Below are 24,692 nucleotides of genomic sequence, written 5' to 3'. Positions count from 1 at the left end.
ACTATTCCGACGTCACACATTTATTTAGAAAGGTTATGTTCACGGTATTATAAACACGACCTAAGTTAAATGAATAATTCATTGTCTGATAAATACAAGATCCTACGGGAGACTTTTGGCTTCGACAAATTCAGGCCAGGGCAAGAGGAAGTGATTGATACGCTTTTGTCTGGTCACAATGCACTCGCTGTTATGCCAACGGGCTCTGGCAAAAGCTTTTGTTTTCAGGTTCCAGCATTGATAAGGCCCGGACTTACGGTAGTAATATCTCCGTTAGTTGCACTTATGCAAGATCAAGTAACCGCCTTGAAGCTTCTTGGCGTGGCTGCTGTCAGCATTAATTCTTCACAAAGCCGAGCAGAAAATGTTGCTGCATGGCGCCAAGTTGCGGCGGGGCAGATTAAGATAATCTATCTCGCACCGGAACGTGTAATGACGAACCGTATGCTCGATGCGCTCACCAAGCTTGAAGTTGGTTTAATTGCCATAGATGAGGCTCACTGCATATCGCAATGGGGGCCAAGCTTTAGACCAGAGTACGAGCTTTTAGGAACCCTTCGGGACCACTTCCCAAAAGCGCCCATAGCCGCTCTTACGGCGACGGCCGATCCCACAACGCAAACAGACATTTTAGATAAACTCTTTAATGGGAACGCTAGGACTATCGTTCTTGGTTTTGATCGACCGAATATAACAATCTCGGTCGAAATGAAGAATAACTGGAAATCCCAAATGGTAGCTTTTACGAAAATTAGAAAGGGGCAGAGTGGGATAATTTATTGTCTTTCACGAAAAAAAACGGAAGAGGCGGCGGCTCTTCTTTGTAAGGAAAGTATTCCAGCGCTACCCTATCATGCTGGTTTATCAGCAGAAATACGTGATCAACATCAGAATATATTCATGACAGAACCCGGAGTTGTTATTGTCGCGACCATCGCTTTCGGAATGGGCATTGATAAAGCCGATGTGCGGTATGTTTTCCATACCGACCTCCCCAGTACACTCGAGTCCTATTATCAGGAGATTGGCCGTGCCGGACGTGATAGAGAGCCCGCTGAGGCGCATATGCTTTATGGACTTCAAGATATACGAATGCGCCGTTTGTTCATAGACCAAGAGGATAGTAGTAATGATCGCAAGCGTCGCGAACATCAAAAACTCGATGCTCTGCTAGGGTTCTGCGAAGCGCCGGAATGTCGCAGAAAGACATTGCTCGGCTATTTCGGCGAGCAAAGCACTGCCTGCGGTAATTGCGACCTTTGCCTAAATCCAACTGCTCGGATTGATGGGACTGAAGACGCTAAGTTACTGATGAGAGTTATTCGCCAAACCGGAATGATCTATGGAGTTGCTCATTTGATAGATGTACTCCGAGGCACAAACACAGAAAAGATTCTGAAAGCCGGCCATCAGGACCTTGAAACCTTCTGCAGTGGCAAAAGCCACAAAGTACAGGAGTGGCGCTCCATAATTCGACAACTAGTGGCCGCAGGATTTCTCAATACAGATATCGAGAATTACGGAGGGCTTAAAATAACTCAAAAGGGCAGGGCACTAGAAACTGGCCTGGAGACTTTTCGATATCGATTAACCCCATTTAAGCCAGCAATAAAAAAACCTAATATGCTACCGTCGCCTGAAACAGACGCTACCTTAACACAACCACAAACAAGATTACTCGCTAACCTAAAACACCTGAGGCTTAAGCTTGCATGCCAACGTAGAGTTCCGGCCTACCTAATATTTACAGACCGAACCCTAACGCAAATGGCTAAAAAAATGCCACGCACCGAGTCAGAATTCGCGGAAGTGAATGGTGTTGGTAAAGCCAAATTAAAGCTTTTCGCTGATTTGTTTCTTAGGGTTATTAATTCCACTTCTGCAGGACCTAATAAGCAACACCAATGATCAATCTTAGCTTTTGTGAAGGGTAACTGGTCAATATTTGCCCCAAAAGATCAAGTTTACTGATGTTGAGGACATTTTTAGAACTTATTCAGCTGCTGCCACCTCGTCGATCGGCTCAAACCGTTGACGCTTCACAAAATCAAGATTTGAGCCCTCTATGCGTATCAACTTTGTCGGACCATCGCGACGGGGAGAATGAAGCTGCTTCTCATTGTAGAGATAAACGTCTCCACGCTTCATTCTATAGGTCTTGTTTAATTTTACCTTGCCAGGTCTTTCGCCAACCGGTGCAGTAATTAGATCCCACTCACTCATGTCAGTGATGCCATCTGCCTGGCCATAAATTGCCCATTGCGGCCCATGGTCATGCGGCGGGCTCTCCTTGGATCCAGTATGTACATGGGCAAAAATACAAAACCCTAAATCGGCATCCTCATATAGACATTTTCGAGGGTCAACATTATCAGGGCCAAAATGTGTAGAAATAAATTCGTCATCCATGAGAACATCACTTAGGAGTGCTCGCACTCTTTCACGTCCAGCTGGCCCCGGTTCATCTTTCAGCAATTGTTTGCAGGAGGCACTAAAGCTTTCTATGGTATGGCTCATTTTATAATTCTCCCTCTCAGTAAATTATTATAATACATTACCTCATTAGATCGATATACGAAATGATTCTGGACCCTGAACTACAGTCCAAAAATAAAACATTCCCGTCACAACTACCTTAAGCCCACTTCATAAGTTTAATAGAGTCTTTCTTCTTAACAGGTTCGAGATCTATCTTCAGCGATAACTTATAGCGGTATATTTTCTCAGAGCTTATGCTCCTAATGCTAGGCCGGGTCTCCTAGGATCAGCAGCACCCTCCATAACACCCGTTTTCAAATCTGCTCTGATCAGACACACTGCGCCAGCCCTCCACTCCCAATCTGGCCACATAACGACATCGTGCCCAAGTGCTGAAAGTTTTTTGCATGTTTTTTGATTGATCCGCCCTTCAACATTAATGCGACCGGCAAAATAATCATGCGGTTCAGACGACCTTGGAAAATTAGTTGATGCCACCCGTGGTGCTTCTACCGCCTCCAGCGGCCGCATTCCCCAAAGATGTTGATTAAGCAATACTTGAATCATAGCTTGTGGCTGCACATCGTTACCTGGGGATCCGAAGGGCATGATCCACTCGTTTTCCTTAATTGCAAGTGCTGGATTTGGGGTCAATCTTGGCCGCTTGCCAGCAGCCATACAGGCCGGGTTATTGGGATCGGTCCATGATTGGGAACCTCTATTCGACGGCACGAAACCAAGCCCTGGGATCATTGGAGATGAATGTTGGCCATCACTTGGTGTAGCCGAAAATGCATTACCGTATTTATCGATAACACAGGTATACGCTGTGTCTACAGCCATCTCTTTAAAGCCTAAAGTCTTTTTACCAACCTCCACATTCTTTCTAGGTGTGATCCCGAGCTGTTCTGCATCGCCCGGCGGTGGCATTTCTCCGAATGCTTTGCTAGGGTCGATCATATCCCTACGCAACGCCCCATAGTCATCGCTTAAAAGCTCACCCATCGGCACATCAACAAAACGGGGATCGCCCTGATAGAAATGTCGGTCAGCATAGGAGAGATTGAGTGCTTCCAGTATGGTGTGAAGGTACTCGGGCGAGTTATGCCCCATCGATTTGAGGTCAATACCTCTTAGAATATTTAATGTTTCAAGAATTATAGGCCCCTGACACCAGGGCCCACAACCAAATACCGTGTAATCCATAAATTTAATGGAATAAGGCTCTTCATGACCTGACCTATACTCAGCTAAATCTTCGCGCGTGATCCAGCCGCCGTTTGCACTATTGTAGGCAGCAATCTTCTTAGCTATGTCACCTTTATAAAACGCATCTCTAGCCGCCCTCAAACCCTCCTCACGTCCACCCTTTGCCGCCATTTCCTCATCGACCATATATTGCATTGTAGCCGCTAGGTCAGTCTGGAAAAAATTTTCTCCTGCTTTAGGCGGATTGCCGTTTGGCAAAAACACTTCTCTGTTAGCAGGCCATTTGAGAAGAGCCTCCTTATTAGCTGAAATCAACTCCGCGTTCAGTGTTGTTGCAGGATATCCATTAATTGCTAGCCGTCTCGCACCCTCAACAACTTCACCAAATGTCATAGTGCCGTAAAGTTCAAGCGCTGTTATCCATGCATCGGGTGCTGCTGGAATAACAGTACGTCTTATGCCTGGTGGCATCTTACCTTTATGTTCATTGATAAAATATTTAATGTTGGCGGCTTTAGGCCACCATCCAAGACCTGAGATCGTCATTACTTTTGCCGTTTCGGCCATGCGTATCATGATAGGTGCAACGCCACCAAAGTTGACCTGATCACAATTTGTAACCCCTAAGGCTATACCCGCTGCCACACCAGCATCGATTGCATTTCCGCCGGCTTCGAGAATATTCATCCCAACTAGCGCCGCATGATAATTCCCGGCTGCAACCATGTGACGGTTTGATAACGCGCGAGCACGATGTGGCGCAGGCATATCTAACCCTCTTTCACCGCGAGTTTGGAAATAAATTGAAGATCATCCAATGACTGTAATGCCCCGACCTTATCTACAATCTGACCCGCTTTGTCAGCACCAATAACCGGCAAAGCAAGACTAATGAACTTCTCAGTCAACCGCGCCCACTGCCTCGATTGATCGGTTTCTGGTTCGTAGACGGCTCCACTTTGGCGAACCACGCTACCATTCTTCTTCGTTAATATAATATCCGCAACTGCATGATCGTTTTCTAAATCGTCATTGGCTACAACTTTTATTCGATCTCTCATCGCAATGACCGCTGGGTGCGTGCATTTCTCAACTGAATAGCTGTCCATACTGCTCGTGTCTTCGCCTAAAAGTCCCATCGCTGTCGTGAAACGAAGACTAAATTTACCCTCAAGGCCCGTGCGGGGCTCGTGGATATTACACATTTTAAAGTAACCTGATGGTACGTGGAGTTCGACATTTTCTATCTCGTCGGGTGTGACGCCATGAGTAGAACGCACAACCCTAGCTGCTTCGATTGCAGCGTGAGTCCCATAACAAGCTGCATGATATTTAAATAACATTCCACGCGTCAGAAACCTTTCACCCAACCCATCAGTCGCGAGATCCGGCGTGAATGCATTTGTTTGTGTATCGCCAAACCCTTGGACACATTCGAGTATCTCCCTATTACTAGTCCAACCGCGTTTAGCCATCGAAGCCGCAAAAAGACCGTTTTGACATGCCTTCCCTGCATGCATCGGCTTACACATGGTACCAAAATTCGCTTTTAGCCCAGCCGCCTGGCTGGCCGCAATTCCAAATGCAACAGACATAGTGTCTGGTTTGAGACCAAGAATCTTCCCAGCAGCGGCAGCAGCAGCAAAAGTGCCCGCAGTCCCAGTCATATGCCAGCCTTTTTGGTAATGGGACTCTCCCATCAGCTGTTTGCCTATGCGGCAACCAATCTCGGTTCCAGCAACAAAAGCAGTAATGAAATCCCTACCGCTTGTGCCATCACGCTCGGCCGGCCCCATCATAGCCGCAAAAGTAATGACAGATGGATGACCAATCATTAACAGATTTACATCATCATAATCCAAAGCGTGGCTAACGGTCCCATTAATGAGAGCCGCTTGCGAAACCGAAGTTTTGAGTCCATCGCCAATGATTGTTGCTTGTGGATTACCTCCTTGTTCTTTGGCCTCAGAAATAAGCATCTTTGTTATGGGATCATCTTGCGCAGCCAGGGTTACAGCTAACCAATCAAGAAAACAGCACTTTGCAATTGATACAATATCATCTGGCAATTCGTCGAATGACAGGTCTGCAGCGTGGTTTGCCAACTTAGCTGTTAGCCCCTTGGCTTCTGGTTGATCAAAAGCAATTTGCGCCATACGTTAATTCCTCCCATTAAGAAAACTATTATCGAATAATGAATGGATTCGGCACCTCTTCTGCTGTGCTTATCCAGATACTTTTTGTTTGCATGTACTCGCGTATCGCTTGCTGGCCACTTTCTTTACCTAATCCTGAACGTTTAAACCCCCCAAAGGGCGAGACAAAACTGACTGCTCGATAAGTATTGACCCAAACTGTGCCTGCTTGAATACGTTTAGAAATTTCAAGGGCGCGACGAATACTCTGTGTCCATACACCTGAAGCAAGACCATAAACGACATCATTAGCGATTTCGACCGCGTGGTCGTCATCTTTAAATGGAATTACTGACAATACCGGTCCAAATATTTCTTCCTGAGCAATGCGCATTGAGTTTTTTACACCCGTGTAGATTGTCGGCTGGACAAACCAACCATTCTCAAGGGCTGGGTCTTCGGATTTACTACCACCCAGCACACACTCTGCTCCATCTTCTTTCGCTATATCAAAATAACCAAGAATTTTTTGAAACTGCGGCGGTGTCGTTACGGGGCCAACCTGTGTTTCTATTGACATAGGATCGCCCATTTTCGCGGTTTTAGCTAATATAATTAGCCTATCCACAAACTCATCATGAATGCTTTCTTGAACCAAGAGGCGAGATCCAGCTATGCATGTTTGCCCAGTAGCTGCAAATATCCCCGATATCACACCTTTAACTGCATTCTCGATCTCGCAGTCATCAAACACAATGTTCGGTGATTTACCCCCAAGCTCAAGACTAACCTTTTTAAGACCGCTAGCAGCATTTTCGTAAACCCGAGTTCCACTACCCGTGCCGCCGGTAAAAGAAACCTTTGCAACTTTTTCATGCGCAACAAGCGCCTCACCTATTTCTTTACCATAGCCGGAAACAACGTTTATAACACCCGGTGGAATGCCTGCCTCCTCAACTAATTTTACAAACTCAAAAGTAGATGCAGAAGTGTATTCTGATGGCTTTATCACTACCGTATTGCCAGCTGCCAAAGCTGGAGCAAGTTTCCAAGCAGTGATCAATAACGGGGAATTCCATGGCGTTATTGCAACGCACACCCCTAGTGGCTCATGAACAGTAAAATTAAATGTGTCGGGCTTATCAATCGGCAAGACTGATCCCTCAATCTTGTCAGCTAATCCACCAAAATAATAATACCATTGGGGAATATAGCCTAGCTGTGCACCCATTTCTGCCATGAGCTTGCCATTGTCTTGAACTTCAATGGCTGCAAGCTTTTGGGAATTGGTAGCAACGAGGTCCCCCAACTTACGCATCAGGCTACCGCGCTCTGTAGCTCCCAAATTAGGCCAAACACCAGATGAGTAAGCTTTGAATGCAGCCGAAACAGCACGATCAGCATCCGCAGCATCTCCGCGAGGAACTTCGGCCCACGGTTTTCCCGAATAAGGGTTGTAACTTTCTATCCAATCATCGTTGGATGGGTCTATCCACTTACCATTAATGTAATGCTGATAGCGCTTCAGAGCTGCCATCAGTACCTCCTATATTTCTGCTTGTATTTCTATACACCTCAATTACAGCCGGTATTGGCCTCCAGCGCAAGGGGCTGGGGTTTTTTTAGGCAATGCTCTGTGCCGACCCAACCATCTGACGCGAAACTAATTTTGCATATAATCCGTTATTTGAAAGCAATTCGTCATGCGACCCAACTTCGGAAATAGAACCATTTTCAAGCGTTACGATTAAATCCGCTTCACGAATTGTCGATAATCGATGCGCAATAACGAGCGTGGTGCGATTTGCCATTAATTCTTTCAAGGCGTCTCGCACAGATGCCTCACTTACAGCGTCGAGATGACTGGTTGCTTCGTCCAAAATAAGCACGGGTGCGTCTTTTAGGAATGCACGCGCAATCGCAACTCGTTGACGCTGCCCTCCAGAAAGATGCATGCCACGTTCGCCAACCGAGGAATCCAATCCACCTGGCACGGTTGAAACGAAATCTCCAAGCGCAGCTCTTTGTACAGCCTTATTAACCTCAGCATCACTAGCGTCTGGCTTGGCCATTAATATATTGTTCTTTAAGGTGTCGTTGAAAAGATAGGTATCCTGAGCCACGAGTGCTATTTGCCGACGCAGGTCATCAAGCGCAAATTCGCGAAGATCACAGCCATCCATCGTCACCCGGCCGTTATTTGGGTCCCAAAATCGCATTAAGAGGTGTGCAGTGGTACTTTTGCCTGAACCCGATGGGCCCACTAGTGCCACGGTTTTACCGGCAGGAATGGTGAATTCAATCTTATGCAGAGCATCTTGCTTGCGCCCAAAATAACGAAACGATACTTTTTCTAGAGCCAGCTCTGCCCCACCCACATTTTTTGGCATTGAAGCGCCCGGCCCATCGGTTACATCAACCGGCTCGCCATGAACTGCGTAAACCCTGCGTGTCGATCCGAGTGTGTCAGCAAGATGTCGACCAATATGAGCAATTTCTGAAATCGGTAAAAACGCGGCCATCGCAAGAATGGTCAAAAGGGGTAAATTAGCAGGTTCAAATGACCCAACTGTGACAAGGTGAGCACCAGTTGTGATGACGGCAAGACCACCGAGGCCGATAGCGGTTTCTAACATGGCCGCCTGTGCAGTCATATCTGAGAAGAAAGGAAGACGAACTTGATGGTGTTCCCGCACCTTCTGAATAAACTCAATCTCGCGACGTCGTTCCGCCTGAAATGCTGTAATTTCTACTAGCCCCTGGACCGTATCTACAGCATGAGCATTTAAGTTCCCTAGTACTTCCCGCGCACGCGATGCTAACCGGTCAATACGCTTACGCATAAGAAAGGGACTTAAAGCAACCCACGCTAAGAACGGAGCGAGCGCTAACGCAAGTTGCCACCCTTCTACTATCAATACTGTAAAAACAACAAATGGAACCAAAACCGCGACAAATGCCGGTGCAATAGTGTGTGCAAAAAAATACTCGATTGTCTCAACATCCTGTGTCGCCATGCTTACGAGATCACCAGTACGTCTTCTAAGCAAATAAGATGGTGCCAAAGCCTCAAGTTTTTCAAACAATTGGATCCGCATCTCTGCAAGCATCCGATAAGCAAAATCGTGGGCAAGCCAGCTTTCGAGCCAATGAAGGACACCTGCCGTGGGAGCGAGAATACCGAGCCATATTAAATACACTTCGAATGGTCCGTTTAGCTTAATTGCACTTACTGCTAACGCACCCATCACGCCCACACCAATAAATGCGCAAACTCGCGCCACACCCAGCATGAAAGTCGTCAACAACTGAATACGCCAAGGTCCGGCGAAACTCAATAATTCACGGAATACATCTAACCAGCCCATTCCATTTGCTCTGAGTATGGCATCAGTGGGCTCACTTTGTGCTTCAGCCTCAGCAAGATAACCAATATCATTCGTTTTCTTCGTTTGGTTTGGTGTGGTGTCGTCTGTACCGAAATATGAAACCTGATATTCTCCTACTTGAGCTGCCTGTGCAGCCATTAGTTTGTGATAAATTCCGCCAGCAGCAAGCAACTCCTCATGATCTCCTTGCTCACAAACTCTTCCATTTTCCAAGACCAATATTCTGTTAGCACCTATAACACTAGAAAGCCGGTGAGCAAAAATTAACACCGTTCGGCCTTGCATTAATCGGTCAAGCGCTTCTTGAATGATCGCTTCATTTTCAGCATCTACGGACGACAAGGCTTCATCAAGCACTAATATCGGCGCATCGCGTAACAAGGCTCTTGCGATAGCGATACGCTGACGCTGGCCGCCCGAAAGTCTAATGCCACGTTCGCCGATGGTAGTTTCATACATCTGTGGCAATTGTTTTATAAACTCATGTGCATTGGCCGAAATTGCTGCGGCCTTTATTTCATCTTCTGTGGCGTCTGGCTTTCCTAGGCGGATATTATCTTCGACCGTTCCATGGAAAAGATAGGTATCTTGATTTACGACTGCCATTTGTTTGCGGAGATCCTCCAATCGCAAATCACGTAACTTAATTCCACCAAGTAGAATCTCACCCTCACTCGGATCATATTGTCGGAGTAACAACTTGACAATCGTCGACTTACCACAACCAGATGGACCAACTATGCCGACCCTCTCCCCTTGTGCTAATTCAAAGCTCAACCCTCTATGAGCCTTGCGTCGGGAATTGGGGTACGAAAATTTTACGTTTTCGAATGAAATTGTTGGGGATAAATCGGGAGTTGGTTGAGCGTCGACGCACTCTTGAATTTCGGGTCTCGAACCTAAAAGCCCTAGCATCATATCTGCTGCCGACCTTCCGGTCATGCCAGCGTGAAGCAATGACCGCATATCGCGAAGTGGACGGTAAGCCTCGGTACCCATCATAAGGATAATCAATAAAGCAGTAAGCGAAATTTCTCCTTCGACCAACCGGTAGGCTCCCAATGTTAGGGTCGCCGCAACACCCACCGCAATACCAGCATCTGTTAGACCACGCGCAATCTGATTCGTAGCGAGGACCCACATGGTTGAACGCAGTAATTCCCTCGCTTTCAGCGCTAGATATAATGCACGTCTCTTCGCTTGTCCAAATGCCTTCAGTGTGCCAAGCCCCTGAACCGCGTCTAGAAATTCTGCAGCAAAGGCTTTGAATGCAATTGAGCGTTGCCGCGAATTTTTTGCTTCCATTTTATGAAAAATCTGCGGCCCAACCAGTGTAACTAAAGCTGCCCCAAGCATTACTAGCGCGACGGGAGTATCCAAAAATGCAACACCCACGAAAATTGCAAGCGGCGTTATAGTGGCGATGCAAAGCTGTGGTATGTATTGGCCAAAATAAATTTCTAACTGCTCAACACCGTCAATCATAGCAGCTATTACTGAACCTGTTCTTTCGTTCCCAAAATAAGATGGTCCGAGTGCGACTACCTGTTTGTACAATATTTTGCGGATATGCAACTGAACCTTAGCTGCTGTCTTGTGCGCGATCATGTTGCGCCAATATTCAAGCCAACCTCGGCATAACATTACGACCGCAATAACTGATATTGGCACCAATAATTGAGTTAGTGGCGTGCCCTCCCAGACCTGCCCCAATAACCAGCCAAGCAAAGCCAAACGTCCTACACCGAATGAGGCTGCTAGCAGTCCAACAAGGACTGCTGCTAAAATGCGTAAGCGCACACCTTTAGTATATGGCCACAATCTGGAGTCGAAATACATTGGCTACAATTACAGTTTTAAAATAGCTTCAATCATGCGATTTCATAAATGTGAGCAATTTTTCGTTCATTTCGTTTGGTGCCTCATAAATTGTCCAATGACCAGCACCCTCTATGATTTCAGTTTTTATTTTAAGACCTCGCGCAGAAATCTGCTCGTCGTATGATTGAATATAATGGGGGTAATACTGATCTGCTGTGCCCCAATAAGTACAAATTTGTGCCGCCGATCCAACCAATGCATCTGGCAGGGTTAGACGACGAGCGAAATGGTGGGCCTTCACTCTGGCTCGCGGCGCATTTTTGACCTGGGTATAAAGAGCAAGATCGTCAACTGCTCTCGGTCCGCTAAACATAACTTGACCTAGGTTGTGTCGATGCGCCTCAACGATCTCTTCTGGATCTTTCAAGCGTTTCCAGTTGATCAAGCCCTCTACCATAGTGCGTTGGCCAGTCAACCGAGCCGCTCCTATCATAGCGAATGTCTTGAGACGTGCCCCTAAGCCCATTGCCATGTAACCACCCAGTGTACTGCCATAGGAGAAACCCGCCATATGACATCGAGTTTTGGACCCTATTAAGTTGTCCAGACCCGAGTTCATAATAGAAGCTATCCCATCCATGGAATGAGGTTCCGGAGGTACCGAGGAATCCCCCAACCCTGGAGCATCTGGAACAAGGACACGATATTGTTCGGAAAGAAATGGTATATTTTTGATCCAGTGAGTCCAGCTTCCATGATTGCCATGCAATAGCAGTAAAGGATCACCATCTCCCCAAATATGCCATATCACATGGCCATCACCACATGGTGTATAAGCAATCTCGGCTGCATTCTCAAAACGAGCCACACACTCCTCTGGTGTTTCATCGATGCGCGGAAAGCCGCCAACCAGACCATCATTTTCCATTGGTATTACTAAATCTAATCATGTGCCTGAAACCACTCCATTAACCATTCGTTGACAGTTGTGTATGCCTCATAGGGTGACCAGTGGGACACATTGGCTATGGTCTTTACATCAAGCTCGATATTGTTTCCGTCAATAAGTTCTGTTTTGCTTTCAAGAAATGCCCTAAAGAAACCGTCTTCGGTTCCCCAGATATTTAGCATAGGTACACCTCTCAACCCAATAAGAGCGTTTATCAAGCTATCGCGGGGAATAAATTCCTTCGTACGTATGCGTGCACGTGGCGCATTTTGACTTTGCAGGTAAACAGCTAGATCGTCGATACACTCCGGCTTTGCGATCATCATCTCAGCGAGATTGTGTCTGTGTGCCTCCCACCTATCTTCATCTGTTGATGCGCGGCGCCAGCTTTTCATGACGCGCGGAATTTCTGAAGTTGCTGTCAATCGTGCAGATGCGCACATCGTCAATGATTTCACACGCTCTTTGAGGCGAAGCGCTGTATTAGCAGCAATAGCGCTTCCATAGGAAAACCCTATAAAATGAATCGGTACTTTTTCGGAAATTAAATCCTTAATCCCAATTTCGAATGCATCTATGATACACTCCAAGCTGTAAGGAGATGGAGGCAGGGAGGAGTCTCCAAGCCCCGGAGAATCTGCGCAAAAAACGGCGTATCTCTCAGCTACAACACTGATATTCCGGATCCAGTGGGTCCAGGAGCCGTGATTGCCATGAAAAAAAAGCACTGGATCACCATCACCCCATTTTCTCCACACCATACTTCCATCACCGCAAGGGGTATTTAAGATCTTTGCTGAACTATCAAACCGAGCAACACAATCTGCCGGTGTTTCCCCATGCCGCGGAACACCTCCTTTAAGAGCCTCTCGTTGTTTTTCCAGTAGCATGCAAGCTCAATCCCTTAACATTTCCAATGCTAACAAATTAAATTGTGCAGCTGCTTCATAAGGCACCCAATGACCAGCCTCAGGAATGACTTCAAATTCACAACAAGGTTGTATCCGTTCAAACACGTTACGACGTTCATACATGTAATCCCGAGCGTAGACATCCTTTTCGCCCCAGATGCCATATAAACTGCCCTTCAACTTCGGCAACGCATTGAGCAGCGCCGGTGTGCTCGCAATATGACGAGACTTCATTCGGGATCGCCGAGTATTCCTATCTTGGATACAGATTGCCAGATCGTCGACATTTTGTGGATTTCCGAACATAATGATCTCGAGATTACGTTGATGGCAAACAAGTCGTTCTTTTGAAGTATTTGATTTACGCCAATCCTGTAAACCGGAAATGGGTCCTTTTCTGCAGTCAAGACCATTCGACCCCACTATTAGCAATTTGTGTACGCGTTCGCCCTGCCATACTGCTGTATTGCCGGCCATAATTCCCCCAAATGAAAACCCGCACATTCGCAATTTTGTAAAATTTGGCAGTACCTGATCTATGCCATCAGAGATGATCTTGCTTATGTTCGGTGCGTCGTGCGGCTGAGGGGCCATGGAGGAATCCCCATGACATGGAATATCAGGACAGAATACCTGAAAATGACGAGCAAAGAATTCGATATTTTTGATCCAATGGGTCCAGCTTCCGAACCCGCCATGAAATAATATCAAAGGCTCGCCTTCACCCCAAACATGCCAGACCATTTCCCCTCCACCGCAACGCGAAGTCTTTACATCCGACAATGATTCTATTTTCGCGATATATTCGTCAGCGTGCATTTGCTTGCCCAACCTCATCCTCGCCTTTATGAGCAATTGCGCCTAATTGTTCTAACCCTATCTGATTAAAAGTATCAGACGCCTCATACATAACCCAATGGCCAGCCCCCTCAATGATCCTGCAGTCAGCACTGCTAAAGATCCCTTTTATAACATCGATCCGCTCTTCCAGATCTGGCATAGCGTAGACATCGCCCCGCCCCCAAATACCACTTATGGGAATGTTGACCTGCTCAAGTGCCCAACGAAGGGTGTCAGTTCCCGCTATGCGGTAACTGCGTAGCCTTGCTCGGGAAATGTTTTCTGACTGAAGGTAAACTGCTCTGTCATCGATATTATTTGGATTTCCAATCATTAATATACCTAGATTATGACGGTGCACTTCACGCCGCTCTTTCTCTGTCTTTGTGCCCCTCAGTGATTTCGGCTCAGCAGGCAAACCACTCCAAGGGCACCCCATCGCCCCTGCACCAACAAGGGTCAGGTGCTGAACGCGTGATCCCATACGCAATGCTACATATCCGCTATTTATAGCGCCAAAGGAAAAAGCCAAAATTTTGAAATGCGCCTTTTCTCCGATCAATGCATTAATGCCGTCACAAATTATATTAGCTAAATGCCCTACAGAGAAACGAAAATTATTATTATCGAAAGGTATTGGCGGCTCAGCGGAGTCTCCTAAACCAGGCAAGTCTGCAATAAAGAGCGTAAAGTGCCTCGCCAAACTGCGAATGTTCAGTGCCCAATGCCGCCACGAACCAGCCCCTCCGTGAAGCATTACTAGGGGAGGCCCACTACCCCAAATGCGCCAAACCATGTGTCCATCTCCGCAAGCCGTTTTCCGAACCTCGCAGCCGCTCAATAATTCTTCCTCTAATGCCCGTGCCTCTTCCCAGCTACACATGCGACACCCTCTATTATAATTGGTGAGATAGGAGACCCTCTGAAACAGGCCAAGTTGCTAAATTGATGTCGATACTTTGCGGACAAATATATTTCTTAGTTTTTCTTCGCACTTTTTACTGGCAAATGTTTTGCAAAAATTTCAATACATTGCTGCAAAGTTCGATCTTTATCATAATTTTCCCTTGTTTCTTGAGCGATTGGTGTAGAATCAAGAAGTTCCATTGTTTCGGCTGCACCTCGGTGGAAGTGTGATGAAGCCCCAGCTGCTCCCATAGTCTCAGCTATTTCTTCCATTTCACCAATCCAACGGCCCGCATCGAGCGGCAATCGAGGTAACATCTTGTTGATGTCGGCCCAGATAGCCGGACGGCTCTCTTCGAGCGCGCTATGAAGATGTTCTGAAACTCCGAGTGCCTCCGCGGTTACAAGTGCTGTCGTATATAGTGTCCAACTTCCTTTCGTAATAGCAGCGTAGCACATCTTTGCAGCTGAGGCTTTACCAATCTCAGTACCAAGATCTATAACTTCAATGTGTGGGCCGTTAATTTCCATCACTGCCTTGGTATCGGGGCCACTGACATACATGCTAGTAGGCCGTTCGCGAGTTCCAGGCCCGGGACCAACAATTCCAGCATCAATGTAATTAGCTCCAGCGCCGACAATGTGCGTGCCAACAACCTTAGAGGTGCTCGGCGATATAGCATTGCAATCTGCAAAGTGAGGTTTGGACCCTGTTCTTTTCATTGCTTTAGCTATTTCTTTCGCAATGCCTACTGAATTAGCTGGAGGCATTATGGATAAAATCAAATCTCCCTCGAGAACAACATCATCAATATTACCCATATCCTCAAAATTGGCCTTCAGTGCCAACTCCTTGGTGCGTTCACTGCGCCCATCGAGGCAGGTGATGATTCGAAAGCCCGCCCTGCCGAGCGCAATGCCATAATTGTGTCCCATATCACCGGGGCTTAAAACTGCTACTGTTTCTATTGTCATGGCCAATCCTTTCATGGCTTGCTATTTGTTGAATGGATAATAGCTCGGGCAGTATACATCATACTGTTATTATAAGATTTATCACAGCAGAGGCCCTTACTAGAAACATCGCAGTTGGTCGTGCTATGATGAAAAGTAATGAAAATAACAATACTAAAACAATAATAATGTAGAAAATACTCGCATCGTACAGGGATTTGATTTCGAATTTCAAAATATTTTTCGCAGCTAGCACTTTTGCTTTAGCTTCTGTCGCTGTGCCAGCTTTCTCAGTATTCCCCTATAAACCTATAACTCTTGTTGTCGGGTTTGGTGCAGGCGGTGGAACAGACTCGTATGCTCGTGCTCTCACTTCTGTTGCTCCTATCTTTATCAATAACCAGCCAATCATTATGGTCAATAACCCCGGTGGATCAACCATCCCTGCAACAAAATATGTTGCTGATTCTACACCGGGCGGCCATACCCTTTGTCTTGCTTCTGGCGGTTCATTTTATTTTTCCACGCAGTTTCGCAAGGCACCAGTTGATCCATTCAAGGATTTCAAAATTGTATGCATGGTCGGCCGCCTCTTACCTGCCTTATTCGTTCACCATGGTAGTAGATTTAGAACCGCTAAATGATTAGTCGATCATGTCAAGGCCAATCCCGGGAAAGTAAGATATTCAACTCCGGGTCGGACCACAACTTGGGGTATTGCGGGACTTGCCTTCAAAAAAAACAATATGGACGCAGTTGGTGTGCCAGCAAAAGGTGGAGCGCAAGCACGCGGGCTTCTAATTGGCAAACAACACGCACAAAAAACTAACCGCCATTATAGAGCAGGCTCCCTTCAGCAAAGTGCTAAAAACAATGTAGACTGTTGAGAGGCCTATGCTCGCTTAAAAAAATCAATTATTTTCCCATTAAGACCCTACGGATTTGCAAAGTAGCCTCATCCACGCGCATTTCTATTTCCTCATCAGAGATAGTGCTGAGAGGATGTGTTATAGCCACTGGTTCGAGATCCCTCATACCTAATGCGGTACGCTGTTGATGCGCTTCATGCAGAAATGTGGTCGTACAGATTACTGCCGTAGGAATTTGATACTTTTCAAGCGCAAAGCCATCATGCATACAGCACGATGTGCATGAGCCTCAATCCCCAATAGCAGTAATTGCTATATCATTATGTTCGGCAATCTCCGCTAGTAACGGAGCAGAAGCAACCTTCGAAAAACTCTCCTTTTTGTAATAATTTATACTCTCGAAACTAAATTCTTCGTCGAGCTTTGACATGGTTTTGCGCAGAAGTTTTCCTGCATTCCATTTCGTATTATCAAGTACTGCAAGTCTCAAATGCAGAAGTGATTTTGGTCGTATAGACAGTGGGACCAAATCGACCTCGGCGCTGCCGCGTGGATCATAGACAGCCTGCTGTTGAGCGGTTTCTCCTGAAATCATATTTCCTCTCCCAAGATTTTAATACTGACAAGCTTCATCATTACACAGTGTAGCTGTTGTTGTAGCCGGCAATCCCGAAACAGAGCGTAATACTGGATTGGTCATATGGCCCCACCCGGGAATAAAGGCAGAGAACCGCCCTGCCTCTCCACCGGCAACGAAGAGATGGATATGATCGGGTGAAGACACAATAGGGATTCGGTCTTCAATACCGCGTTTATACCATTTAGGAAGGTTACGATTGTAAATTTTACCATAACGATGATTAAAAGCTATATCACCGAATCTGTTCCCGGAGTGCATCCAAAGAAAGTTCCTTATGTCGCTACGGCTCCATCCTTTACTACTTATGGTTTTTGCGTGTTCTGGCCCCAAGACAATGGCGCAGTGACCACCTGATACTGCATTATTATTGGCAAAAGTGCTCATCGCAGAGGACACAGACTCTAGCACCCCCTCAGGGTCATCAGCAACATGGTTGGTGACTGAGTGGGGAGGTTCTGCAGCCATAACAAAGACCGTTGACTCAGAAGCATCATACCCTTTGTCCACGTGATAAGGAACAAAGGGACTTTCTTCTTCATTTTCAGCGATACAGTATGCGTATTTTGCTGGAGACCCCAATGTCGATTTATCAAGATCCCCAGGCCATGCTCCGCCTACATTTAGCAAGACCATACGAACAGCACGGCCTATTGTCGCATTGGCACGATTACCTGACCCAAATGTATTATAACCAGAGTTCATCCCGATCTCACCTCTCACAGGTCCATTCACTACTAAAAGTGGAGAAGCCATATGAGTTGTTGCCTGCACACCATTCAGATTAAAGGCATTATCAGTCAAAGCTACTAATGCCGCACGCACTACTCTCGCATATTCTGGTTTGCACCCAGCCATGACCAAGTTGATCGCAAGCACCTCGGTAGTTAATGTGCCCCAACGAGGTGGCACTCTGCACACAGCACTCCCTGTTACACCGCCCAGCTCCTCTAACATCGCATCAATTTTCCCCGGAGTAGGAGGAACCACTGGTAATCCATCAGAGAACCCTTGTTCGTAATACCACTCCACAAGATCAATATTGGAGGGCACTGTACTCTGTAAGGCTATTTGCTTTTTGACGATTGGAGCCATATCCTCCCCCACCTAATGTGACAAATCTTTTAATCAGTGTTTCTAAATCAATTTATAAGTCAGTCTGGCACAAAATTTAGTGTTGGGTCCACATCGCCCTCTTCTTCAATATCAATCTCAAGATTCTCAAGGTAACGACAGACCATCATGTAAAATCCAATAATTAAAATTGCCTCATTCAATTGACGAGGGTTAAGATATGTGGAAATGGTATCAAAGGTATTTTCCTTTGCCTTAATCGAGTGTACAACTTCGTCAGTAAACCGGATAACGATATTCTCGATATAATCGAAAATATCCTCATTCTCCCCCGAACTCACTGCCTTGATTTTGTCCCATGACACACCAACATGGCGGGCAATTTTCTCGTGTTGATAAATCTCGTAGGATGACTTCGACAGATGACCAACCCGGAGTATGATAATTTCCCTCAAAATCGGATCAAGTTCAGACCTCATTAGAAGAGCATTTCCGAACTTCATGAAGCCATAGTATGCAGACTCAGCATGAGCAAGCATTCGAAAAACGTTCAGCATTGGGTTTATACGCGCCGCCAGTTTCTGAACGTCCTCTGAAAGTTGTGAAAGGTCTGGATACTCAATCCGTGCCATTTATCGATCCTATATAATAAAAACCTTACAATTATGTTGGTTGGCGGAAGCGTGTGGGAGTCGAACCCACCAGGAGCATCAAAACACCCCTCTCCGGTTTTGAAGACCGGGCGCACCACCGGGCAACGTGACGCCTCCAATCGAGAGATTATGCTGCGACGAGCAAGTGATCAAGCGACTATAAATTATAGCAAGACTGAGCCAACGAATACTACGCGTCTAAAAACATTTTCTACAAGATCTAAGATCATAAGATATCAGATAGTAAAACCTCACAAAGGCCAGAACTTTGCTCTCCAAAAATGTTCTTTTCCCGGCCCTACACATTCGATTTATCGAGTGTAGAACCAAAAATTTCTTGGTGTGAACATTCTATTATTCTCTTATCGTTAATCCGCTTGGTAAATTTTTTTCTATCGAAGAACTCTAACACTTCAATTGCCAAATTGCGGCCTATAGTAGTGTTGTCTCGGTACAACTTAGCAGTAAACATACCATCATCGGCCTCACTAGCTATTCGCTCTGCTATTGCTGCTAATGTTTGCACAGTCTCAGAGAGGAAATACCGGTTATCCGAGATTCGATAGACAAGCCCCATAGAAGTTGCGCGGGTTAGTAGCTCTTCAACTTTCTTGAGATCTATATTAACTTCAGCCGCTATCTCGCGGGTACGAGGTGGACGCAAGCTATCATTAACTAGTAACTTTGCTACTTGCTCCCAAAGAGAAGCTGTCTTTCCTTCAAATTTGGGCCTATATCCCGGCAAACACAAAAACGCACCATTCGCAATAATTGAACCAGTCCGGATGAGCTCACTTATTACTGCTGAAAAAATTGGCTCATCAACTGGTGATACCATCGAACGCCGTAATCGCTCTTTCTCAGGGCCTGGCCTGTCTGGCCAACGTTGATGCCATGCCTCAAGACTATGAATACATTTCGATTTTAAAAGAGCCCAGTAATTTAGAGAGATACCAGTTGCCTTGTCAGCAGACTTGATACAGATCATGTTTGAGTTCTGCCATAATATCTCAGCTTCTTTGTCGCATATATTCCAAAGAATCTTAAAGCGGCTCAAGTTAACGCCGTTTCGTTGGCACTCTAGTAAGCTACCTAGCGCTTTTCCCGGATCGGAACATTCCAATGCTCTTAAAGTCTTGAAACGGTCTGGTTTTCGTCTTCCTCTTTCAGAAGCAAATGGATCAAGCACCATACCTCCTGCGATAGTGCGACGTGCTGACTGATCACGAATAACTAATCGATCACCGTGCAGACACCCTAATTCCTCATCTGTTATAAGCTGAACCAAGCCATGTTTCCCGGGAGCTATGGTCTGCTGCTCTAACACTGCCACCCGGCCAGTAACATCTTTAGCTCCGATGTGAATATGAACTGACGTCCAGTGCATGAGAGACCTTCTTTCTGACTTGAGAACAGTAATGGCGGCATCAATACGTGTTGTTGGCCGATGCAGTTCGCCATCTAGTACCCAATCTCCACGCGAGACTGTCGCCCTATCAATACCACTTCCTGTAAGATTTAGGGCACATCGCTGACCTGCATACCCAAGTTCACTCTCAGAATTTTGGGCATGGATTGAACGGATCCGCACATTTAGGCCTTGCGGCGAAACTAAAAGCCGGTCGCCTAATACAGTCTTTCCTGAGAAAACAGTTCCAGTAACTACTAATCCTGCGCCGGCGAGCGTGAAGACCCGATCGATTGCCATTCGAAATCTTCCTGTTTTTGCTCTTGAAGTATTTTCCAGGGCCTTTTCTTTGAGATGTTCACTCAGCTCAATAATACCCTCACCTGTCTGGCTAGAGCATGGAAATATAGGTTTGTTCTCCATGACTGTTTCAGCAACTAGTGATGCAATTTCTTTTTGTACTTCAACTCGCCGTTCTTGATCGATCCGATCTATTTTAGTTAATGCAATCGCACCATTTTCGACGCCAAGAAGATTTATAATTGCCAAGTGCTCTCTGGTCTGAGGCATAGGACCGTCGTCAGCAGCAATTACCAATAGAGCGAAATCGATCCCAGTCACGCCAGCCAACATATTTCTAATGAATTTCTCATGCCCCGGCACATCAACAAATCCAATAGTATGATTCTGATCGAACGAACGATATGCAAAGCCCAAGTCGATCGAAAGACCGCGTGATTTTTCTTCCGGTAGCCTATCCGTATTCACTCCGGTTAGCGCATGCACTAACACGGTTTTCCCATGGTCTATATGTCCTGCCGTTGCCACTATCATGGATTAGGAGTACTTAAGATGATCTAACTGCGCCTCAAACTCGACGCGATTGTCAAGGCAACGAAAATCAAGCAAAAATTTATCCTCAGTAACACGGCCTATTACTGGTATCGGTAAATTTCGAAAGGCAGCGGCGAGTGTTTTCAATTTCGAACCACGACCTTTCTTCCCTCCAACTGGCACAATCGCAAGCCCACCACTTGGCAATAGGCTTGTCGGTTGCGAACCACTTCCTACCTGACTTTTCATTTCAACAACGTCTACGGTCGCGTTTTTTTTTAATGCTTCGCTAACAGCGGCAGCTATCTCCGTTGCCTCATTCATTATATTTATCTTAGGCTTGGCCAGCGCCCTCAACGAAGGCAAGCGTTCAACTAGACAATCTGGGTTCAAATAGAGCCTTAGCACAGCCTCCAACGCAGCAATCGTCATCTTATCAAGCCTCAGTGCCCGTTTTAATGGATTTTTTTTAATCTTTTTAATTAGTGCGGCGCGCCCTGCGATTATCCCGGCCTGAGGACCTCCGAGCAACTTGTCGCTGCTAAATGTAACGAGGTCGGCACCATTTGTGATTGCATCTTGGGGTGTTGGCTCATGAGGTAAACCAAACTGCGTCATGTCAATCAGCATACCACTGCCAAGGTCTACCGCATAAGGTAAACTATGTTTATGAGCGATCGTCGCCAGATCAGATTGTGACACCTCTGCAGTAAAGCCAGTCACAACGTAATTACTAGTATGGACTGACATTAGTAGTGCGGTCTTTTTTTCAATTACCTCGGCATAATCCTCTTTATGTGTGCGATTAGTTGTCCCCACCTCACGTAACTTGCAGCCTGCGCGCTTCATGATGTCAGGAATACGGAAAGATCCACCTATCTCAACTAGTTGACCTCGCGATACTAACACTTCCTTTTTGTTAGCAATTGTATTTAACAATAGTAATACTGCCGCAGCATTATTATTAACCACCGTAGCTGCCTCTGCTCCTGTCAATTTACAGATTAAAGGTTCGATATGATCATCTCGGTCACCACGGCAGCCCTTACCTAGGTCATATTCCAAATTCGAGGCCCCGGTAGCGACCATAGTCACTGCGTCTATCGCTTCAATCGGTATAGATGCCCTGCCTAAATTAGTGTGTAAAACTGTCCCCGTAAGGTTAAAAACTCGCTGGAGTGATGGGCGCAGCCAACTGGACAAGCGTTTATTAACCGCTACAAAAATATTTTGTGAATCCATCATTGCTGGAGTCACAATGCCCGATACTATTGAAGAACGGAGTGATCCTAATTCTTCGCGAATGGCGTCCGCTACCAAATAGCGCCCATAAGCCTCGCACGCCATCTCCATTTCCGGAGTCTTGAGTATTTTATCTACAGACGGCGGTCGCAGCTGTTCGGTATCTTTATTTCGACCCATCACAATTTCCTTTATGGTCTAAACCTATTGTAGTGTTCAAACTAACCATAAGCAAAGAAACAGAGAATTATAATCCTAGGCAAAATATTTGCCTAAAAAAAAATCATGTTGATCAATATTATTGCAAAATCACCGGCCATTGGGTGCGGGCGCTTAAATGCTGGATGTGTACAATACCGCCAAACATAGTATAGCATATTTTTTAGTCAAAATGCCAAGAAATTGAGCAAATTTGAGCACTATTGCAGATTTACCACACCTTTAAAAATCGTTCCAAATCACCGTTTTGGATGCTTTTTATGTTTTGGCAGAATACTAGTTTAGGGTTATCAATAAAATCCAATAAAAATTGTTAGCGAAACATAAATTCACGCAAGGACGTAGGACATGCGCACTAAAATTTTAGCAGTACTCGCATCCGGATTGGTAGCTTTGAGTAGCATTGCCTTTGCCGGTGGCCACAAAAAAGACTCAGATCCGATAGACGCTTTTTTTAACCAAATTCCTGGGGAATTCTCATCAGATGTATCTTTAGCCAGCGATTATGCATTCCGGGGAGTTTCACAGACAGGAGCCAGCCCTGCCATTCAAGGTTCGTTTGGCTACTCGCTTGGATTGCAAGACCAATTTAAATCGCCCATTCCAATTAATTTGTACACGAGTGTTTGGGGTTCCAACGTGAATTTCGGCAGCACTGATGATTCTCAGATCGAAATGAATTTGACGCCGGGTATCAACACCGAAATAAATGGCGTTTCTATTGATTTCTATACAATTTGGTATATCTACCCCGACACGAGTGGGTCCGGTAATGATTATGTGGAGTACGCTGGCGGTCTAGGGTATGATTTTGGCTTTGCGTCTCTTGGCATATCATACACATATTCTCCTGATTACACAGTGAATGCGGGGGAATTCCATTATTTCGGCGCAAGTGTTAGCGTACCGCTACCTTACAAATTTACTTTGGATGGTACAGTCGGGACAGGAAGTTTTGAACGAGAGGCTGGGGTTGATTTCACCGACTGGTCCATCGCGCTTAGTCGCGACATCCGCGGATTCACACTCTCAGGAAAATATGTTGCAAACGATATGAACGATACCGATGATTGCGGTGGCGTTGGTAACTGCGATACACGCGGTATTTTCTCGATATCAAAATCATTCTAACTTGGACAAAGTTTTTGCTTCGCTGACTGGATGATAGGAGGCTGCGACGTTAACGCAGCTTCCTTTTTTCTGGGCGATTTTTCCGAAGATAGGATATACCATATAAAAGGATCAGCACGTAATCCGATCATACTCAGCCATCGTGTGCTTAAATTGGGGGGGGTATGTGCACTGGTAATTTTATGCTGGTTTGTCGCCTTTTATTGTAACCCTTCGACCTTTCCTTTCTTCAGGCCAGTAGTCCCAAATAGCGCGATGCATGCAACAGCGATTATCCCAGAAAGCCATATCATTTTTTGACCATCGAAATCTTATTTGATGATTAATGTGTTCGCCTTGCTGAAATAACAGCTCTAATAAAACATTGCTCTCGTCGTCAGACAGTTCATTGATTCGAGTTGTAAAGGTCCGATTAACAAAGAGCCCCTTTTTCCCGGTTTCGGGATGAGTTCTTACAATTGGATGAATAGCTTCCGGGCAGTCTATATCGGCATCTTTTTGGCCTCTATCGGCATATCGTCCCTTATAAATATGTTCTGAGCTGTGTAATGCTGTTAGATTATCTATCATAGTTTTTATTGGCTGGGATAACGCCTCGTACGCCGAATACATATTGTTAAACATGGTGTCACCGCCACACTCGGGTAAAATATGAATCTGCAACATCGTGCCTAAAGGAGGCTCCTCATCGCAAGATACGTCCGAGTGCCAGAATTCACCGTTAGCAATTTTTGAGTTCTTTGTTGCATGAATCTCAAAAACTTCCGGATGTCCATCCATTGTAGGCGCTGCAGGATGTGTATGGAGCTCACCAAATCTTTTGCCAAACTCGACATGTATTTCTGGCGGTATAACTTTTTGGTCTTTAAAAAATAACACCTGATAACGTAAGAACGCATGGTGGATTTCTTCAAATTGCTCGTCAGAAATCGGCTTACTTAGGTCAACTTTGTAGATTTCCGCACCTAAGTTAGGGGCAAATGGCTTAGCAATAATTTTTTTATAATCATTGGTTTTTACTGCGACCATTTAT

General features: G+C 45.7%; 19 protein-coding genes, 1 tRNA gene and 1 pseudogene. 3 read left to right on the top strand and 18 right to left on the bottom strand.

From position 1 onward, the window contains the following. Positions 1 to 81: 81 nt before the first annotated feature. Positions 82 to 1,908 (top strand): DNA helicase RecQ, encoded by a 1,827-nt coding sequence (gene recQ / locus VX941_07905; GenBank protein MEE2933332.1) that lies wholly within the window; start codon positions 82 to 84, stop codon positions 1,906 to 1,908. Positions 1,909 to 1,992: 84 nt separating this feature from the next. Here recQ and VX941_07900 read toward each other — a convergent pair whose 3' ends face one another. From VX941_07900 to VX941_07855, 10 genes are all read right to left on the bottom strand, one after another. Further along, on the bottom strand, positions 1,993 to 2,517 hold the full coding sequence (locus VX941_07900; GenBank protein ID MEE2933331.1) for a hypothetical protein: 525 nt from the start codon (positions 2,515 to 2,517) through the stop codon (positions 1,993 to 1,995). Positions 2,518 to 2,730: 213 nt separating this feature from the next. Continuing rightward, positions 2,731 to 4,455, bottom strand: coding sequence for a gamma-glutamyltransferase family protein (locus tag VX941_07895; GenBank protein ID MEE2933330.1), 1,725 nt, complete (start codon positions 4,453 to 4,455; stop codon positions 2,731 to 2,733). A 2-nt stretch (positions 4,456 to 4,457) separates the two neighbouring features. Further along, positions 4,458 to 5,843: an MmgE/PrpD family protein gene (locus VX941_07890; GenBank protein ID MEE2933329.1), complete on the bottom strand. Its 1,386-nt coding sequence runs from the start codon at positions 5,841 to 5,843 to the stop codon at positions 4,458 to 4,460. A gap of 28 nt (positions 5,844 to 5,871) precedes the next feature. Beyond that, positions 5,872 to 7,350 (bottom strand): aldehyde dehydrogenase, encoded by a 1,479-nt coding sequence (locus VX941_07885; GenBank protein MEE2933328.1) that lies wholly within the window; start codon positions 7,348 to 7,350, stop codon positions 5,872 to 5,874. A 94-nt stretch (positions 7,351 to 7,444) separates the two neighbouring features. Continuing rightward, entirely contained in the window at positions 7,445 to 11,050 is a 3,606-nt protein-coding gene (locus tag VX941_07880; GenBank protein ID MEE2933327.1) for an ABC transporter ATP-binding protein, read from the bottom strand. 28 nt (positions 11,051 to 11,078) lie between these two features. Next, complete coding sequence (locus VX941_07875; protein ID MEE2933326.1) at positions 11,079 to 11,960, bottom strand: alpha/beta hydrolase; 882 nt, start codon at positions 11,958 to 11,960, stop codon at positions 11,079 to 11,081. 14 nt (positions 11,961 to 11,974) lie between these two features. Then, positions 11,975 to 12,871 (bottom strand): alpha/beta hydrolase, encoded by an 897-nt coding sequence (locus VX941_07870; protein MEE2933325.1) that lies wholly within the window; start codon positions 12,869 to 12,871, stop codon positions 11,975 to 11,977. A gap of 6 nt (positions 12,872 to 12,877) precedes the next feature. Further along, positions 12,878 to 13,711: an alpha/beta hydrolase gene (locus tag VX941_07865; GenBank protein ID MEE2933324.1), complete on the bottom strand. Its 834-nt coding sequence runs from the start codon at positions 13,709 to 13,711 to the stop codon at positions 12,878 to 12,880. Next, positions 13,701 to 14,615 (bottom strand): alpha/beta hydrolase, encoded by a 915-nt coding sequence (locus VX941_07860; protein MEE2933323.1) that lies wholly within the window; start codon positions 14,613 to 14,615, stop codon positions 13,701 to 13,703. Before VX941_07860 ends, VX941_07865 begins: the two co-directional genes overlap by 11 nt. A gap of 95 nt (positions 14,616 to 14,710) precedes the next feature. Beyond that, positions 14,711 to 15,613, bottom strand: a complete 903-nt coding sequence (locus VX941_07855; protein ID MEE2933322.1) for a DUF1932 domain-containing protein — start codon at positions 15,611 to 15,613, stop codon at positions 14,711 to 14,713. Positions 15,614 to 15,870: 257 nt separating this feature from the next. On the opposite strand from VX941_07855, the pseudogene VX941_07850 reads away from it, so the two are divergent. Then, positions 15,871 to 16,479, top strand: a pseudogene (locus VX941_07850) (tripartite tricarboxylate transporter substrate-binding protein). 28 nt (positions 16,480 to 16,507) lie between these two features. Here VX941_07850 and VX941_07845 read toward each other — a convergent pair. The 7 genes from VX941_07845 to selA form a co-directional block, all read right to left on the bottom strand. Continuing rightward, positions 16,508 to 16,729, bottom strand: coding sequence for a hypothetical protein (locus VX941_07845; protein ID MEE2933321.1), 222 nt, complete (start codon positions 16,727 to 16,729; stop codon positions 16,508 to 16,510). A gap of 21 nt (positions 16,730 to 16,750) precedes the next feature. Next, complete coding sequence (locus VX941_07840; GenBank protein ID MEE2933320.1) at positions 16,751 to 17,056, bottom strand: hypothetical protein; 306 nt, start codon at positions 17,054 to 17,056, stop codon at positions 16,751 to 16,753. Between the two features lie 18 nt (positions 17,057 to 17,074). Further along, the gene (locus VX941_07835; protein ID MEE2933319.1) at positions 17,075 to 18,193 is read right to left on the bottom strand and encodes a hypothetical protein; all 1,119 of its coding nucleotides are present in this window, start codon (positions 18,191 to 18,193) and stop codon (positions 17,075 to 17,077) included. Between the two features lie 59 nt (positions 18,194 to 18,252). After that, entirely contained in the window at positions 18,253 to 18,804 is a 552-nt protein-coding gene (locus VX941_07830) for a carboxymuconolactone decarboxylase family protein (GenBank protein ID MEE2933318.1), read from the bottom strand. 41 nt (positions 18,805 to 18,845) lie between these two features. Continuing rightward, positions 18,846 to 18,942 (bottom strand) — tRNA-Sec (locus VX941_07825). A 181-nt stretch (positions 18,943 to 19,123) separates the two neighbouring features. After that, a complete protein-coding gene (gene selB / locus VX941_07820) occupies positions 19,124 to 21,067 on the bottom strand; it encodes a selenocysteine-specific translation elongation factor (GenBank protein MEE2933317.1) in 1,944 nt (647 codons plus the stop codon). A 3-nt stretch (positions 21,068 to 21,070) separates the two neighbouring features. After that, positions 21,071 to 22,489, bottom strand: a complete 1,419-nt coding sequence (gene selA, locus VX941_07815; GenBank protein ID MEE2933316.1) for an L-seryl-tRNA(Sec) selenium transferase — start codon at positions 22,487 to 22,489, stop codon at positions 21,071 to 21,073. A 387-nt stretch (positions 22,490 to 22,876) separates the two neighbouring features. On the opposite strand from selA, the gene VX941_07810 reads away from it, so the two are divergent. Then, a complete protein-coding gene (locus VX941_07810) occupies positions 22,877 to 23,659 on the top strand; it encodes a TorF family putative porin (protein MEE2933315.1) in 783 nt (260 codons plus the stop codon). A gap of 180 nt (positions 23,660 to 23,839) precedes the next feature. Here VX941_07810 and VX941_07805 read toward each other — a convergent pair whose 3' ends face one another. Continuing rightward, positions 23,840 to 24,688, bottom strand: coding sequence for a TauD/TfdA family dioxygenase (locus VX941_07805; protein MEE2933314.1), 849 nt, complete (start codon positions 24,686 to 24,688; stop codon positions 23,840 to 23,842). Positions 24,689 to 24,692 lie beyond the last annotated feature (4 nt).

The organism is Pseudomonadota bacterium (assembly GCA_036339585.1).
Taxonomy (GTDB): domain Bacteria; phylum Pseudomonadota; class Alphaproteobacteria; order UBA8366; family UBA8366; genus UBA8366.
This window is presented reverse-complemented; position numbering and strand designations above follow the sequence as displayed.